The sequence below is a fragment of the Daejeonella oryzae DSM 19973 genome (assembly GCF_000422945.1).
Classification (GTDB): domain Bacteria; phylum Bacteroidota; class Bacteroidia; order Sphingobacteriales; family Sphingobacteriaceae; genus Daejeonella; species Daejeonella oryzae.
The window spans coordinates 250,470-266,101 of sequence record NZ_AUHA01000002.1 but is presented as its reverse complement, the minus strand read 5'-3'; the positions used below and the strand labels follow the sequence as shown (position 1 = coordinate 266,101).

At 39.2% G+C, this 15,632-nt stretch carries 13 protein-coding genes; 3 read left to right on the top strand and 10 right to left on the bottom strand.

Going from position 1 to position 15,632, the window contains the following annotated elements:
- The first annotated feature begins 18 nt into the window (after nt 1-18).
- Nucleotides 19-396 carry a nuclear transport factor 2 family protein gene (locus tag G521_RS0101360; protein ID WP_026896905.1) on the top strand — a complete coding sequence of 126 codons (378 nt, stop codon included), beginning with the start codon at nt 19-21 and terminating at the stop codon, nt 394-396.
- A gap of 39 nt (nt 397-435) precedes the next feature.
- A complete protein-coding gene (locus G521_RS0101355) occupies nt 436-810 on the top strand; it encodes a putative quinol monooxygenase (protein WP_026896904.1) in 375 nt (124 codons plus the stop codon).
- Nucleotides 811-903: 93 nt separating this feature from the next.
- Here G521_RS0101355 and G521_RS0101350 read toward each other — a convergent pair whose 3' ends face one another.
- The 3 genes from G521_RS0101350 to recJ form a co-directional block, all read right to left on the bottom strand.
- On the bottom strand, nt 904-2,418 hold the full coding sequence (locus G521_RS0101350; protein ID WP_026896903.1) for a GH3 auxin-responsive promoter family protein: 1,515 nt from the start codon (nt 2,416-2,418) through the stop codon (nt 904-906).
- 20 nt (nt 2,419-2,438) lie between these two features.
- On the bottom strand, nt 2,439-3,173 hold the full coding sequence (gene lptB / locus G521_RS0101345) for an LPS export ABC transporter ATP-binding protein (RefSeq protein ID WP_026896902.1): 735 nt from the start codon (nt 3,171-3,173) through the stop codon (nt 2,439-2,441).
- 122 nt (nt 3,174-3,295) lie between these two features.
- The gene (recJ, locus tag G521_RS0101340; protein WP_026896901.1) at nt 3,296-5,008 is read right to left on the bottom strand and encodes a single-stranded-DNA-specific exonuclease RecJ; all 1,713 of its coding nucleotides are present in this window, start codon (nt 5,006-5,008) and stop codon (nt 3,296-3,298) included.
- A gap of 60 nt (nt 5,009-5,068) precedes the next feature.
- On the opposite strand from recJ, the gene G521_RS0101335 reads away from it, so the two are divergent.
- Nucleotides 5,069-5,839, top strand: coding sequence for an MBL fold metallo-hydrolase (locus tag G521_RS0101335; RefSeq protein ID WP_026896900.1), 771 nt, complete (start codon nt 5,069-5,071; stop codon nt 5,837-5,839).
- Here the strand turns inward: G521_RS0101335 and G521_RS16230 are convergent.
- The 7 genes from G521_RS16230 to gcvP form a co-directional block, all read right to left on the bottom strand.
- The gene (locus G521_RS16230; protein ID WP_051189361.1) at nt 5,820-6,230 is read right to left on the bottom strand and encodes a response regulator; all 411 of its coding nucleotides are present in this window, start codon (nt 6,228-6,230) and stop codon (nt 5,820-5,822) included. The genes G521_RS0101335 and G521_RS16230 overlap by 20 nt on opposite strands.
- Entirely contained in the window at nt 6,227-8,467 is a 2,241-nt protein-coding gene (locus tag G521_RS17605; protein WP_051189358.1) for an ABC transporter substrate-binding protein, read from the bottom strand. The genes G521_RS16230 and G521_RS17605 overlap by 4 nt, the downstream gene beginning before the upstream one ends.
- 134 nt (nt 8,468-8,601) lie before the next feature.
- On the bottom strand, nt 8,602-9,183 hold the full coding sequence (locus tag G521_RS0101320) for a YceI family protein (RefSeq protein ID WP_026896899.1): 582 nt from the start codon (nt 9,181-9,183) through the stop codon (nt 8,602-8,604).
- 76 nt (nt 9,184-9,259) lie between these two features.
- Nucleotides 9,260-11,503 (bottom strand): ABC transporter substrate-binding protein, encoded by a 2,244-nt coding sequence (locus tag G521_RS0101315; RefSeq protein WP_026896898.1) that lies wholly within the window; start codon nt 11,501-11,503, stop codon nt 9,260-9,262.
- A 75-nt stretch (nt 11,504-11,578) separates the two neighbouring features.
- Nucleotides 11,579-12,055 (bottom strand): PPC domain-containing DNA-binding protein, encoded by a 477-nt coding sequence (locus tag G521_RS0101310; protein ID WP_026896897.1) that lies wholly within the window; start codon nt 12,053-12,055, stop codon nt 11,579-11,581.
- Between the two features lie 4 nt (nt 12,056-12,059).
- A complete protein-coding gene (locus G521_RS16220; protein WP_051189357.1) occupies nt 12,060-12,461 on the bottom strand; it encodes a YybH family protein in 402 nt (133 codons plus the stop codon).
- 166 nt (nt 12,462-12,627) lie between these two features.
- Complete coding sequence (gcvP, locus tag G521_RS0101300; protein ID WP_026896896.1) at nt 12,628-15,510, bottom strand: aminomethyl-transferring glycine dehydrogenase; 2,883 nt, start codon at nt 15,508-15,510, stop codon at nt 12,628-12,630.
- Nucleotides 15,511-15,632: the final 122 nt, after the last annotated feature.

The window sequence follows — 15,632 nt, the reverse complement described above, 5'->3', positions numbered from 1 at the left end:
AAAGTACAGATGAATTTTATGACCGAACGAGAGCAAATGATCAGAAACTACCTCGATGCGTATAATCGTCTGGAAGTGGATGCCATGATTTGCGACTTTGACGATGATATTGTATTTGAAAACATGGAAGCTGGTGAAATCACGATGTCTTTATCTGGTTTAGCGGCTTTTAAACAGCAGGCCGAGATAGCTAAAACCTATTTCAGCGAGCGTACGCAGCGGATTAAATCTGTGAAGCATCTGGAGCATGAAATAGAAATTGAAGTTGATTACCACGCCATTCTGGCAAAGGACTTTCCCAATGGATTAACCAGGGGGGAGGAACTTACTCTACAGGGGAAATCTATTTTCACGTTTGCGGGCAACAAAATTACCAGACTGAGAGATATGATTTAGAGAGCTCTGTTTTATACTTTTAACCTTAAAATTAGTATAATGAAACGCATTCAATTGATTTTAACTTTAAGTCTAACTTTAACAGTCTTGACTCTAAGCACTGCTTATTCTCAGAATAAAACCGACTTAATTGTATTTGTTAAGTATAAAGCGCAGGCAGGAAAAGATAGTTTAGCGCTTTCGGCACTGAAGAACTTAATTTCGAAGGTAAAAACCGAACCCAATTTTGTAAAAATTAATATTCACGTTGACCCAGCAGATCCTTCTAATATCTTACTTTATGAGCACTGGTCAAATGAGGAATATTATAAAGGCGATCACATGAAAACCCCGCACTTACTGCAATTTATATCTGATTCGCGGTTGTTTTTAGCGGGCCCGCCTGATATTACGTTCTGGAAAATCAACGATTGAAGAATCAGATTCATCCTGAGTTAAAATCGTGAAAATCAGAACAGCGAAAAAAGAAATAATTAAAGCAAAAGAGCAACTGAATGCTCTGTTTGCTTAGTCCTTCATCAATTTAAGAATCTCTTCAACATAGGTCCGGTCATTAGCTAAACGTGGCACTTTATGCTGACCTCCGAGCTTGCCGCGGCTTTTCATCCAGTTGTAAAACGTTCTTTCGGGGGCCACATGCAGCAGCGGACGACTCAGCGCCATATCTTTGTACCGCTTGGCATCGTAATCAGAATTTACTTCCCGTAGAGTTTGGTCCATGATATCTGTAAAACGCTCTATATCGGTAGGCTGCTGCTCAAATTCAATGATCCATTCGTGTCCGCCGGCATTATTTCCCTCGAAATAAATGGGTCCGGCGGTATAATCGCGGATAATTGCATTGGTTTCATTGCAGGCTTTTTGCAATGCTTTTTCCGCATTATCAATAATCAGCTCTTCGCCAAAAGCATTGATAAAATGCTTGGTACGCCCGCTAATTTGTATTCTGTAAGGATTTAAAGAAGTAAATTTAATGGTGTCGCCAATCATGTAACGCCATAAACCGGCATTGGTAGAAATGATGATTGCATAGTTTTTATTCAGTTCCACTTCATCCAGTCCCAGGGTTTTTGGGTTTTCTTTACCGAAATCTTCCATCGGTAGAAACTCATAAAAAATACCGTAATCAAGCATCAACAGCATTTCTTCTGAATCGGGCTGATCCTGTATCCCAAAAAATCCTTCAGAGGCATTATAGGTTTCCAGATAATACATATCCTCAGAAGGAATGAGCTTTTTAAACTGCTCTCGGTAGGGCTTAAAGTTTACTGCTCCATGAAAATAAAGCTCCAGGTTGGGCCAAACTTCCAGTAAATTATTTTTTCCGGTAATTTCCAGAATACGTTTTGCCAATACAATATTCCAGGTTGGAACGCCGGAAATATTGGTAACGTTAACGTCGATAGTAGCACGGGCCATTTTTTCTACCTTCTCTTCAAAATTATCCATCAGGGCGATAGACATATCCGGCGTACGGTAAAACTCAGCCCAGAAAGGCAGGTTTTTAATCAGAACGGCCGAAAGATCGCCATAGCTGGAGTCGGTGTTTAACTGGTTAATCTGGTGACTTCCACCTAAAACCAAACACTTGCCGGTAAATATTTTTGTATTCGGACGATTGTGGCAATACATCGAAAGAAGGTCTTTGCCTCCTTTAAAATGGCATTCTTCCAGCGATTCTTCGCTTACAGGGATGAATTTACTGCGGTCGCTTGTGGTGCCTGATGATTTGGCGTACCACTTAATTTCTGAAGGCCAGAGCACATTTTGCTCGCCTTTCATCATCCGCTCGATATAGGGTTTCAGCGTGTCGTAGTTCTGTAATGGAACACGTTCTTTAAATTGCTGCTGATTATAAATAGAGTCATATCCATGTTCTTTGCCCCATACAGTGTGCTGGGCGGTGGATATCAGGCTTTGGAACCATTCTTCCTGCACGTCATGAGGGTATTTGATGAACAGATCAATCTGATGCATCCTTTTTTTCATGATCCAGGTAAAAATGGAATTTACTAAAGTCATTTGATAGTACTAATTTTAAGTTATGCCTTCTTCTTTCGAAGTTCAAAATTTTGACCAAGGTAGAATTTTTTGGCCATTTCGTTATTAGCTATTTCTTCGGGAGTGCCGGTGAGCATTATTTTTCCTTCTGCTAAAAGGTAGGCTCTGTCTGTAATAGAGAGAGTTTCCTGTACATTATGATCTGTAATCAGGATGCCGATATTTCTGAGTTTGAGGCGAGAAACGATAAATTGAATCTCTTCTACCGCGATGGGATCTACACCAGCAAAAGGCTCATCCAAAAGGATGAAATTTGGATCGGCAGCCAGTGCCCTTGCAATTTCAGTCCGGCGGCGTTCTCCTCCCGAAAGCAAATCGCCACGGTTTTTACGAACTTTGTGCAGGCTGAACTCATCTATCAACTGCTCAAGTTTATCGCGTTGTTCTTCTTTGCTGAGTTTGGTCATTTCCAAAACCGCCAGAATATTATCTTCCACAGATAATTTCCTGAAAACAGAAGCTTCCTGCGCCAGGTAACCAATTCCTTTTTGAGCCCGGCGATACATCGGATCAGAGGTAATATCTTCATCTTCAAGATATACATGACCTTCATTCGGTTTTATCAAACCCACAATCATGTAAAAGGAAGTTGTTTTACCCGCTCCGTTGGGGCCAAGTAATCCAACAATCTCGCCCTGCGATACATGGAAAGAAACATGATCTACAACCGTTCGCTGTTTGTACTTTTTAACGAGGTTTTCTGCTTTTAAAATCATTAATCGGGCGTATATACTTTGTTGATAATCTTGTATGATTTGGGCATCGCAACAGCAGGTTATTTTTTTAAAATCAGTTTCACATGCATGCTGTTTTTAGTTATTTAAAATCCTGCTGCTTGTTAATTTTCAAATGCGTGAATCCTGATTCCTTTAATATTTAACTGTACCGAACGTTTATCCTTATAATTATTTTCTTCGATGTTGTAGCACACGTCAAAAGGTATGCCTGCATTCAGCTGGGGTAAAAACTCTGCCAGCCCAAAGCCAATGCAATCAAACCGGGAGGAGTTATCCTGGTAAATGCACATTTTTAAATGCTTGTTACCAACTTCTGCGGCTTTGCCCAAAAGTTTAACCTTACGGGATACAAAAACGGGCGCCATGTTTTGGGGTCCAAAGGGCGCAAACTGATTCAGGATTCTATAAAATTTAGAGTCGATATCTTTCAAATCCAGTTCGGCGTCAATGCGTATTTGCTGGATGAGTAATTCGGGTGGAATAGAGGCGGCCACAACCTCCTCAAACTTTTGCTGAAATGCAGGAATGTTTTCGGCTTTCATGGTCAGGCCGGCTGCATATTTGTGCCCGCCGAACTGCTCAAGCAGATGACTGCATTCCAGTAAGGCTTCGTACAAATCAAAACCCAGAACAGATCGGGCAGAGCCGGCTACATGTCCGTTTGATTCGGTTAAAACCACAGTGGGGCGGTAGTATTTTTCGGTTAGGCGTGAGGCTACAATTCCAATAACACCTTTATGCCAGTTTGCGTTGTAAACAACCGTGGTTTTGCGGCCCATTAATTCGGTATCGTTATCTATAACCGCGAGCGCCTGCTCAGTAATGGAACTGTCGTGCACTTTTCTCTCGGTATTCTTTTGGTTAATGATTTGCCCTTTTTCATAGGCATAGGCATGATCATCAGCAATAAGCAGATTCACAGAATGTTTGGCGTCGTCAATTCGTCCGGCAGCGTTAATTCGCGGTCCGATCATAAAAACAACGTCGGTAATGGTGTAACTTTCCTTTTTCCCGGCAAGCTCAATTAAAGCCGAGAGACCCATGCAGGGTTCAGTATTTAACCTTTTTAACCCATGCCAGGCCAGAATGCGGTTTTCTCCGGTAATGGGTACTATATCTGATGCAATACTTACTGCTACCAGATCCAGGTAGCAAAGAATATTTTCAAAAGGGATATCCTTTGTCTGGCACCAGGCCTGGATGAGTTTAAAACCGATTCCGCAACCGGAAAGCTCTTTATACGGGTAAGGACAATCATCTCTTTTGGGATCTAAAACTGCAGCCGCATTTGGTAGTTCATCTCCTGGCGTGTGATGGTCGCAGATGATAAAATCAATATTGAGGCTGTTGGCATATTCAATTTTATCCACTGATTTAATTCCGCAATCAAGTGCAATGATCAGTCTGAAATTATGTTCTGCTGCGAAATCAATGCCCTGCGTAGAAATTCCGTATCCTTCACTGTAGCGATCAGGAATGTAAAAATCAATTTCTGAATGATGTTTTTTGAAGAAACTATAAACCAGTGCCACAGAAGTAGTTCCGTCGACATCGTAATCTCCGTAAATGAGAATTTTTTCTTTGGCAGCAATGGCTTTTTCTATGCGGAGAATAGCTTTCTCCATATCGGCCATTAAAAAGGGATCATGCAATTGCCTCAAATCGGGGCGAAAAAAGAATCGGGCTTCTTCAAAAGTATGAATGCCCCGCTTAACGAGCAATGAAGCTAAAACATGGTTTATATTTAAAGTTTCCTGTAATCCGGCTATCGCCTCCACTGAATCCACTTCGCTTTCCACCCATCTTTTTTGCATATATTTGCCCATCTAAACACCGTAAAAATAACTATTTAACCCAATAAACAATAAAAAACGTTGAAAGCTACCGCCTTATTCGAAGGGTCATATTCTGTTGATGTATCTAAGAAATTTATGCCTTTTGACCCGGCAAAACATCAGGTTGAAGACCGGCCTGCATCTTTGTTTATTTACGTTCAGCCGTTTATCATCAAAACTAAAAATGATCTGATTGTTCTGGATACCGGACTGGGTTTTAAAAATGAGGATGGAAAATTAATTCTTCACGAAAATATTCTGAAAGCTGGGTTTAAGCCGGAAGATGTAACCTTGGTTTTAATGTCGCACCTGCATTTTGATCATTCGGGTGGGATGGTTATTGAAAAGGACGGAAATTTGGAGCTTAGTTTCCCTAATGCCGAATATGTAATTCAGCGGGGCGAGTGGGAGAGTGCCTACAGCAAGCCTTCCAAATCGTATAAAACAGAAATTTTTGATGTACTTCAGCGAAGTAACAGCGTGCATTTTGTTGAAGGAAGCGGGCAGTTTAATTCTGAAATCAGTTACGAATTAACGGGCGGCCATTGTGAATTTCACCAGGTATTTCTGATCGAGGAAGACGATCAAATTATTTTCTTCGGGGGCGATGTGTGGCCCGAGCCCGAACAGGTTTTGAGAAAGTTTGCTGCTAAATATGATTTCGACGGACGGAAATCAATGGAACTTAGAATAGAATTTGGAAACAAGGCCGCAGATGAAGACTGGACTTGTCTGTTTTATCATGCTAAGAAAAACGCAATTGCTAAAGTATCGGCAGCCGACGATACTTTCAAGATTCACTCTGTTTAGAACTTAGTGTTTTTTCTACAATTTCAGACAGCATTTCCAGGCTTAGGGGTTTAGAAATGAAACTGATTACTTCCGGATAATTTCGGGTAAGTTCCATATCTTTTTTATGAACTGAAGATGAAAGCATATATACCGGAATCCGTTCATTAAGGTCAATTCCATCCTGTCTTAAATGGTCGAGCAAATCCCAGCCGGTCATTAAAGGCATGTTGATGTCTAATAAAATCAAGTCTGGATTTTGATTGCTTCGGATACAATTTTTAAGATACACTAATGCTTCTTCAGGATTGTCATAAAACTGGGCAGAAATTTCCTGCTCATTTTTTCTGATCATGTGTTTTAAAAGAAAATTACTAATCTCGTTGTCATCAATGACTAAAAGGTTAATCATACTGTTTTTAATTTGTTAAATGCAATGGTAAAAACAGAACCTGTGCCGGGTTCGCTGGTAACAGTTATACTTCCGTTCATAGACTCAACCTGAGTTTTTACTACAAATAAACCTAATCCCTTACCCTCAATATTTAAATGAAAGCGCTGGTAAAAGCCAAATATTTTAGATCCGTACTTAGTCAGGTCTATGCCCTGTCCGTTATCCTTAAATTCAATAAACTTAATTCCTTCAGATTCATAACTACGGATTTTTATATTTGCCAGTCTTTGTTCAGAACGGTATTTAATTGAATTAGTTACCATATTAAGAATGATACTGTGCAGCACTTTTCTTGAATAAAGCACAAACGGCAGTTTTTCAAAATCTAATTCTATTTGAACTTCGTTTAATTTAATGAGGCAATCTATGGAATTTAATACAGAATTACATTCTTCTGTTAGATTGAGTTCCTGTTTAAATTCCGTATTTTCAGGCTTATTGGATACAACATCAATAAGATCATTCAAGGTATTATTCAGCTGAATGCTGGATGTATTAATTCTTCTGGCCAGCTCAGTATTAAATTCATCTGCCGGGTCGTCATAATTATACAGCTCTGATAAGCTTAACAGATTTACTGCCGGCGCTCTTAAATTATGGGAAGTGATGTAGGCAAATTTTTCAAGTTCGATATTGGTAGATAATAATTCTGATGTTAGTTTTTGAAGTTGAAATTGCCGCGACTTAATGTCGTCTATATCTACATGAACTCCAGAAATTTTTATGGGCTTGCCCGTATCATTCCGTTCCTGAACTTTTATAAATGCCAGAATCCATTTCCAGTTTCCTGATTTTGTTTGCAGCCGATGTTCAAATTTATCGAAGTCATCCCCGCTTTTCAGAAATACATTGATTTTTGATTTTACTGCATCCCTGTCCTCAGGGTGAATTTTTGAGAACCAGGTTTTTGAGTGATGTGTTATTTCCGTGCGGTCATATCCCAGCAATGCGGCCCACTGATTATTATAATTAATTATTTTGCTTGGAATCTCCCAGGTTAAAACGCCTAAGCCTGCACCCTCTACGGCCGTGTCATAAAGTATTTTATTGGTTTGCGCAGATTGTTCTGCCTCCTGCCTTTGTTTATTCTCTTCTGTAAGCTCTGAAGTTTTGAGTTTAACTTTTTTCTGAAGATTATGATTGTGTACAACAATAAAGAAAATTACGAATAATGCCCCCAGGGAGGAATAGGTTGCAACCTTTAACCATTTTTTAGTCGTACGGGTAGGATCATACAGAAATTTATCCAGGGTAATTCTCTTATCAGCCATCCCCAGATTCTTATAAATATTTAATATTCTTTCCCATCTTCCCGGATTGGTATGCCCAATGTCAACCAGATCAGGCAGAATGTACTTTCTGCTTTCCTCTGCTTCTGAAAGTAGGAGTTCGCGGGTTAAGCCTCGTTCTTTAACTCCGGGAAGAGTTAAAATATAATCCACCATTTCGTCTACGTGGCTCATGGCGTAATTCCATCCCAGGTTACTGGCATTCTTAAATTTTTCGGCCCGTTGCGGATTTTTTTCAATTTCATTTTGGGTGGTGAAAATTAAATCTCCATACAAATCAATGCCATAATCAACCGGTCGGAGTATATTTACCTTATATCCCTTATTCCGGAACTGATGAGGTTCTACAGTACTGTAGGCAGTAATTGCATCTGTTCTTCCATTAATCAGGTCATTGTTGTTCCATGAATGATTGGTCACTTTAAGAGATTCTAAAGAAATACCCTCGTGCAAAAACAATGATTTGATGATTAGCCAGCCCTGATCATTGGATGCCATAATGGTTTTGCCTGCCAGATCAGAAGGGGTACGGATATTTTTATCAGCCAGCGAGAGGATAACATATGGAGAATGCTGGTAAATGACAGATAAAACCACAACGGGCTTTCCTGCAATATAGGAGTCGATTAAATCAGACCCTGTTATTCCATATTCTGCATTGCCGTTCAGAACAGCAGGTACAGGAGGTCTTCTTTCATTTCCCTCAATGATGTGCACACGGAGACCTGCTTTTTTATAATATCCTTTTTTAACCGCTGCATAATAACCTGCAAACTGAAATTGATGGCGCCATTTTAATTGCAAATTAATGTGATCATCATCAGGAGGACCTTGGGCAAACGAACTCGAAATCAGAAATATACTTAGGAAGCTAGTTAATAAAGCCGTTAAATATTTTGAAAGCATTTCTTAAAATTAACGGTATAAATACGTGTATATGGAAATTTTACGATAAGGTTACAAAATAGTTAAAGAACTTCAATATAAATCAAAAAGCCCGTGTTTTACATAAACACGGGCTCTGTCTGAATGTGATATTATTATTTTTTTGCTACCAAATTAATTGCTAGTTCAAATTCATCATCAATGGCTTTATCACCAATGTCGTTAAAAAAACTTTTTGAACCGTATCTGATATCATACTTCGCACGGTTCACTTTAATTCCTTTAGCAACCGCTACAACTGCATTGCCTTGTTTTTTAACTGAAGCAGGGAAAGTGATAGATTCTGTAATTCCTTTTATAGTTAAATCTCCGGTTACGTCAACACGGTCAGCACCAGCTGATTTAACTTTTGTTATAACAAATTTTGAAGTTGCATTTTTTTGAACTGAAAAGAAATCATCTGTTTTAAGGTGTCCTGTTAATCTTTCATTGTCTGAAGTGATAGATGTCATATCCATAATAAACGATCCGCCTTTAACCGCATTACCCGATAATAACAATTCGCCGGAAGAAATATTAATCTTACCAACATGCTGTCCGGTAACTTTACGGCCAATCCAGTCAATTGAAGAACGCTGAGTATCTACGGTAAATGTTTCAGTTTTTACCGGGTTTGTGAATGCCAGCATCAAAGCAACACCTGCTGATACGCATAAAGATGAGATGAGTTTTTTCATAATTTGAATTATTTATAGAACAAAAGTATAAAATTATTTAGATGTTTAAACATCTAAATAATAATTGAATGATTTATTACCGGGAACTGACAGAATTTTGAGAGAGAGTGGAAGTGCCGTTATAAAAATAGATTCGAAATGTGGTCCCCTCATTCTCAATGCTTTCTACTTCAATTTTGCCATCCATAGCTTCTACCTGAGATTTGACGATATACAATCCCAATCCTTTGCCTTCTATGTTTGAATGAAACCGCTGGTATAAGCCAAACACTTTATTTTTAAATTTATCCATATTAATTCCCTGTCCATTATCGGTAAAAGTTAAAATTGTAAAATCGGTATTTAACTGGGTTTTTAAATGGATAATTAATCTCCGGTTGGGGTGGCGGTATTTAATGGCGTTGGTGAACAGGTTAATTAATATGCTGGTCAGATATCTTTTGGGAAAATTCAAGCTGTCTGACTCAGAAAAATCAGTTTCGATTAGTGCATCCGCATCTTTTACCTGTTTTTCTATACTTGCAATTATTTCAGAAACCTCCTGATGCAACTTTAGATTTTCACTTACCGCATCAAGTCCCGATTTGCTGGATACGATTTCTACCAGGTCATTGAGCGTATTATCAAGCAAGGTTACCGATTGACGAATTTTACCGTTTATTTCTTTTTCAAATTCTACCGGCAGGTCCTTTTCCTCCAGTATTTCGGTTAAGCTTCTTAAGTTTACTACAGGTGCCCGCAAATTATGTGAAGTTATGTAGGCGAATTTTTCCAGTTCACTATTTTTCTTCAGCAATTCTTTCGTCAGTTCCTGAAGTTCCAGCTCTTTTTTCTTTATGGAGTCTATATCCAGGTGCATTCCTGTTATCTTAATGGGTTTTCCTGATTCATCCCTTTCAGATATTTTACGGAAAGAAAGCAGCCAGCGCCAATCGCCATCCATGGTTTTTATCCGGTAGGCTGTTCTGTTGGAGGAAGAATTTGAAGCCATAAATTCTTCGTCAATCTTCTCCAGTTTAATTTTGTCATCCGGATGGATTAATGAATCCCAATAGGTTAAATCCTGAGAAGAATCTTCCCATCGATAACCCAGCTGGTTGAGTATCCATTTATGATTTAAATGCGCTTTATTGTCTTGCAGATTTAATTCCCATAATCCCAGACCCGCTGCGTCTATAGCCAGTTCAAGCCGTTCTTCTGCTTTACGCCTCTCTTCATTTTCTTTACGCAAAGCAGAGGTTTGTATCAGAACACGTCGTCTTAAACCCCAGTTTAAAACCATGGCTATAATAAATAGGATACTTCCAATAGCTAAGGTGTAAATCAGGATATCAAACCAGGCTTTGTTTTTCTTTTCGCCGGCTTCAAATAAAAAATCTTTTAATGTGAGTGATTTATCTGCTAAACCAAGTTCCTGGTAAATAGAAAGCATGTTTTGCCATCTTCCGGCATTCATGTGCCCTATTTCTACAAATTTGGGTAAAATTAGCTTCTCCAGTTCATCTGCTTCTTCTCTCAAATTTTGTTTAGTCAATGCCCTTTCTTTTACACCCGGAAGCGTGAGAATGTACTCAGCCATTTTATCTTTATGCTTCAGGGCATATTCCCATCCCCGTCTGTTTGCCCGGTTAAAGGCTTCAACAACTTCAGGTGAAGCATCAGAAAATCGTTTGCTGGTAAAAATAACATCTCCGTAAAAATCAACTCCATAATCCAAAGGCTTCATAATAGCCGGATTAACACCCATATTTCTTAAACGTGTTGGCTGGGATGAAATGTAAGTTATAACCGCATCCGCTTTGCCATCTATTATATCCTCTGAGTCTTTATTCCGCGGAAATATTTGAGTTTTTTCAATGGAAAGTCCTTCTTTCAGCATGATTGCTTTAAAAATATTCCAGCCCTGGTCATTGGAGGCCAGTATTTTTTTACCAACCAGATCACTGGGCCTCCGAATATTGCTTTCCGGAAGTGATAACACAACGTATGGTGTACTTTGCAGCGTAGCGAACGTGGCTACAAGCGGATTATGTTTTGGACTCTTGAATAATATTTCGGGATCAGAAATTCCAAAATCGGCTTTGCCATTCAGAATCATTTCTACAGGCGAAATGTTTTTTGATCCTTCCAGAATCTCGACAGTAATTCCTTCTTCTTTATAATAGCCTTTCAAGTCAGCAGCGTAATATCCCGCAAATTGAAACTGATGATTCCATTTTAACTGGAGCTTAACGTCTACTGATTGTGCTTCCGCCATAACGACGGTTAATAAAAGCAGCAAAATCACCAGGGAAAGTGTTTTTTTGTGATAAGTGTACATTTACCAGTTTGATGTCGAATTTAACGTTAGAAGTTAAAGGTAATATATGAATCCGATATTATAATAAAATGAACTTTACTGACCTTTTGGATCTACTTTTAGTTCTTTATAGCCAAATGTTCCGTCAACCTCTCTTTTAAAATCCAAATCGGGCAATTCTGCAATCACTATCTCTGCGGTAGTATATATTATATTGCCGGTTAATAAATGTCCGCCAATAGTATTGCCTTTTTCATCTGAAACAGAAATATGCAAATGCATGCCATGGGTGCTCAGAGTTCCTGTCAGGGATAGAATTTCAAAATATCCTTTCAATGATTTGCCTTCCTGTTGATTTGCAAACCGAATATGAGCATCTGTTAAACTTCCCGCACAAGTTAAAATAGCTGCGGCTTTAATTTGATGCAGCTTGATAAAATTTTCTAATTCTGCTTTTAAATCCTGACCAGGAGTTAGCCGGAACGCATATGCTTTTACAGAAGAAGAATTTGTTTGAGCCATAGTTATTGAGGAAACGAACAACAAAGCGGTTACAAGTATAAATTTAATCATTTGATCAGCTTGCGTGTTCAGAAGTAATTACCCATTTGTTATCCGGTTTTCTCCAGATTTGAGAGGATATGCCGCCCATCAATTTTTTATCTCCCAACTCAATTTTCCAGCGATATACATAATAAACAATTTCATCAGATAGCGATTCAATATGCAGGGGCTCATAAGTGAATTTCCCCATTTGACTGCGATCTTTAAAATCGCTCAGGAAACTTTCAAATACAGGCTGATATCCTTTGTCAGTTCCTGACTTACTAATCCATAACAGCTTGTCAGAATTCCAGTAAAAGCTCATAGCTCCTTCGAGATTACCCTTATTCCATGCTGAGATCTGCCCTTCTAAAGCAGTTTTAACTTCACTGATGGATTTGTCCTGTGAAAATGCCTGTGTGGTTAATATCGTCATACAAATTAAAATTGTAATTTACATTATTTATTATGTTGATAATCAGATCCTGCCGCGATTTGTAATGGTTTTTAATTTTCGTCGTGCTCTGAATATAGAAATCTGAAGTTCAAAAAAAATCCCTGAATATTTTCTTCAGGGATTTTAAAAGGATGAATTCTATATACTATACAGCTTCTTCTGCATAACTCTCAACAGGAGGGCATGAACAGATTAAGGTACGGTCGCCAAATGTATCATTTACCCTTCCAACCGAAGGCCAGAATTTATATGCTGCTACATAAGGCAGAGGGAAAGCGGCTGTTTGACGTGAGTACGGATGTTCCCATTCATTTGCCGTAACTACAGCCGATGTATGAGGAGCATTCTTTAATGGATTATTTACTTTATCTGCAGTTCCGTTTTCAACTTCTTCGATCTCTGAGCGGATGGCGATCATTGCATCGCAAAAGCGGTCAAGCTCATGTTTAGGTTCAGATTCGGTGGGCTCTACCATCAGTGTTCCGGCTACCGGAAAAGATACGGTTGGAGCGTGGAATCCATAATCCATTAAACGTTTTGCAATATCAGTTACCTCAATTCCAAAAGATTTAAAAGAACGGCAATCCAGAATCATTTCATGAGCGCAGCGTCCGGCGGAACCTGAATACAAAACCGGGTATGATTTTTCTAAACGAGCTTTGATGTAATTAGCATTCAGGATGGCATAACGGGTTGCATTTGCTAAACCCTCTCCACCCATCATGGCAATATATGCATGAGAAATAATCAGAATAGAAGCTGATCCCCATGGCGCAGATGAAACTGCGTGAATCGATTTTTCATGGTTAATATCAACAACACTATGTCCTGGAAGGTAATTTACCAGGTGTTTTGCAACACCAATTGGACCCATTCCGGGGCCACCGCCACCGTGTGGAATACAAAATGTTTTATGAAGATTGAGGTGACAAACATCTGCACCAATGGTTGCCGGACTGGTTAATCCAACCTTAGCGTTCATATTTGCACCATCCATATAAACTTGTCCGCCATTATTATGTATGATCTGGCAAATTTCAATTATGCTTTCCTCAAAAACACCGTGAGTAGAAGGGTAAGTAACCATCAGGCATGAAAGATCATCTTTATGCTCTTCCGCCTTAATTTTTAAGTCATTTACGTCAATGTTCCCTCGCTCATCACATTTAACAACCACTATTTTCATACCCGCCATTGCAGCAGAAGCCGGGTTTGTTCCATGTGCAGAAGATGGAATAAGTGCTACGTTGCGGTGATGATCTCCGCGATCCATATGGTAGGCACGAATAACCATTAAGCCGGCATATTCACCCTGCGCACCAGCATTGGGTTGTAAACTCATGGCTGCGAAGCCTGTAATTTCACTTAACCAGTTGTTCAGTTCATTAAAAATCTGCATGTATCCGCCCACCTGATCGATAGGTGCAAATGGATGCATTTTGCTGAATTCTGCCCAGGTAACCGGAACCATTTCTGTAGTTGCATTCAGTTTCATTGTGCATGAACCCAAAGCGATCATTGAATGGCAAAGAGAAAGATCTTTGGCTTCCAATGATTTTATATAGCGCAGCATTTCATGTTCTGAATAGTGCGTATTAAATACCGGATGATCTAAATAGGAGGAAGTGCGAACCAATTCTGAAGGGAACTGAGATTCCACTGCCGACTTTAATTCAGCAATATTTAAATCATGAATGGTTTTGCCTTTTACTTTTGCGAAAATCTTAACCAGGATCAGAACATCTTCCAGAGAAGTTGTCTCATCAAGTGAGATGCTGGTTAGTGAACCTTTATAGTTAAAGTTTACTTCATTATTTACAGCTTCAGCATGAATTGAGTTTAAAAGATCGCCAAGTTCTAACTGAATGGTATCGAAGAAGAATTCATTTTTCTGATCGTATCCTAGTTCATTCAGGGCAGAAGCAAGTAAAACGGTTAAACCATGAATTCTTTCTGAAATTTTCTTCAATCCTTTTGGTCCGTGATATGCAGCATACATTCCGGCCATAATAGCCAGTAATGCCTGCGCTGTACAGATATTGGAAGTAGCCTTATCTCTGCGGATATGCTGTTCACGGGTTTGTAAAGCCATCCGCAAAGCATAATTTCCCGCGTTATCAATAGTTACACCAATAATTCTTCCCGGCATTGAACGCTTGTACTCTTCCTTGGTAGCAAAAAAAGCAGCGTGCGGTCCGCCAAAACCCATCGGAACACCAAAACGCTGACTAGTTCCAACAACGATATCTGCACCCCATTCTCCCGGAGGAGTTAATAATGTTAAGCTTAAGAGGTCAACCACAACGGTCAGTTTTATACCTTTTTCGTGACCTTTTTGGGCGAAATCTGCATAGTTATAAATTGCTCCGTTCCCGGCAGGGTATTGAACAATGGCACCGAACATTTTATCAGTTAACTCAACCTCACGGTGATCTCCAATCTGAATTTCTATCCCGTAAGGAGCTGAACGTGTTTTTAAAATATCAATGGTTTGAGGAAATACATCTTCAGAAACAAAAAAGATTTTGGCATCCGCATTTTTGCGGAGACTGTATTGCATAAACATGGCTTCGGCTGCTGCGGTTCCTTCATCAAGTAAAGAAGCATTCGCTATTTCCATCCCGGTTAGATCAACGATCATGGTTTGAAAATTAAGCAAAGCCTGCAGGCGGCCCTGAGCTATTTCTGCCTGATAAGGAGTATATTGTGTGTACCAACCCGGATTTTCGAGAATATTGCGCTGAATTACTCCCGGAACAATAACATCATAATATCCCTGACCTATATATGATTTAAATACTTTGTTGTATGAAGCCACCACTTTCAGATCATTTAAATAATCAAACTCGCTTTTTGCGGGTGGCAAATTCAAAGGGTTTTTTAACCGGATTTGTGCCGGAACAGTTTGTTCAATCAGTTGATCCATTGAACTAACGCCGACAGTTTCTAGCATTGAGGCAGTATCCTGCTGGTTTGGAGCAATGTGACGCTGCTCGAATTTTTCCTGGAAATCTAAATCTAACTTCATTAAAAATGAGAATAATTGGTGCCGCAAAAGTATGTAAAATATAAGTTTAGAATACTTCTCAGCTTCAGTAATTTGTAATTTTTTGGAAGGATGGTTTTGATGTGAAGGTAGCTTAAAGAGGA

What these genes read in the sequence shown, in the direction of transcription:
- lptB (WP_026896902.1), bottom strand. Translation starts at nt 3,173, where the DNA reads ATGATTTTAAAAGCAGAAAACCTCGTTAAAAAGTACAAACAGCGAACG.
- G521_RS0101320 (WP_026896899.1), bottom strand. Translation starts at nt 9,183, where the DNA reads ATGAAAAAACTCATCTCATCTTTATGCGTATCAGCAGGTGTTGCTTTG.
- G521_RS17605 (WP_051189358.1), bottom strand. Translation starts at nt 8,467, where the DNA reads ATGCTTTCAAAATATTTAACGGCTTTATTAACTAGCTTCCTAAGTATA.
- G521_RS16220 (WP_051189357.1), bottom strand. Translation starts at nt 12,461, where the DNA reads ATGACGATATTAACCACACAGGCATTTTCACAGGACAAATCCATCAGT.
- G521_RS0101355 (WP_026896904.1), top strand. Translation starts at nt 436, where the DNA reads ATGAAACGCATTCAATTGATTTTAACTTTAAGTCTAACTTTAACAGTC.
- gcvP (WP_026896896.1), bottom strand. Translation starts at nt 15,510, where the DNA reads ATGAAGTTAGATTTAGATTTCCAGGAAAAATTCGAGCAGCGTCACATT.
- G521_RS0101350 (WP_026896903.1), bottom strand. Translation starts at nt 2,418, where the DNA reads ATGACTTTAGTAAATTCCATTTTTACCTGGATCATGAAAAAAAGGATG.
- G521_RS0101360 (WP_026896905.1), top strand. Translation starts at nt 19, where the DNA reads ATGACCGAACGAGAGCAAATGATCAGAAACTACCTCGATGCGTATAAT.
- G521_RS16230 (WP_051189361.1), bottom strand. Translation starts at nt 6,230, where the DNA reads ATGATTAACCTTTTAGTCATTGATGACAACGAGATTAGTAATTTTCTT.
- recJ (WP_026896901.1), bottom strand. Translation starts at nt 5,008, where the DNA reads ATGCAAAAAAGATGGGTGGAAAGCGAAGTGGATTCAGTGGAGGCGATA.
- G521_RS0101310 (WP_026896897.1), bottom strand. Translation starts at nt 12,055, where the DNA reads ATGATTAAATTTATACTTGTAACCGCTTTGTTGTTCGTTTCCTCAATA.
- G521_RS0101315 (WP_026896898.1), bottom strand. Translation starts at nt 11,503, where the DNA reads ATGTACACTTATCACAAAAAAACACTTTCCCTGGTGATTTTGCTGCTT.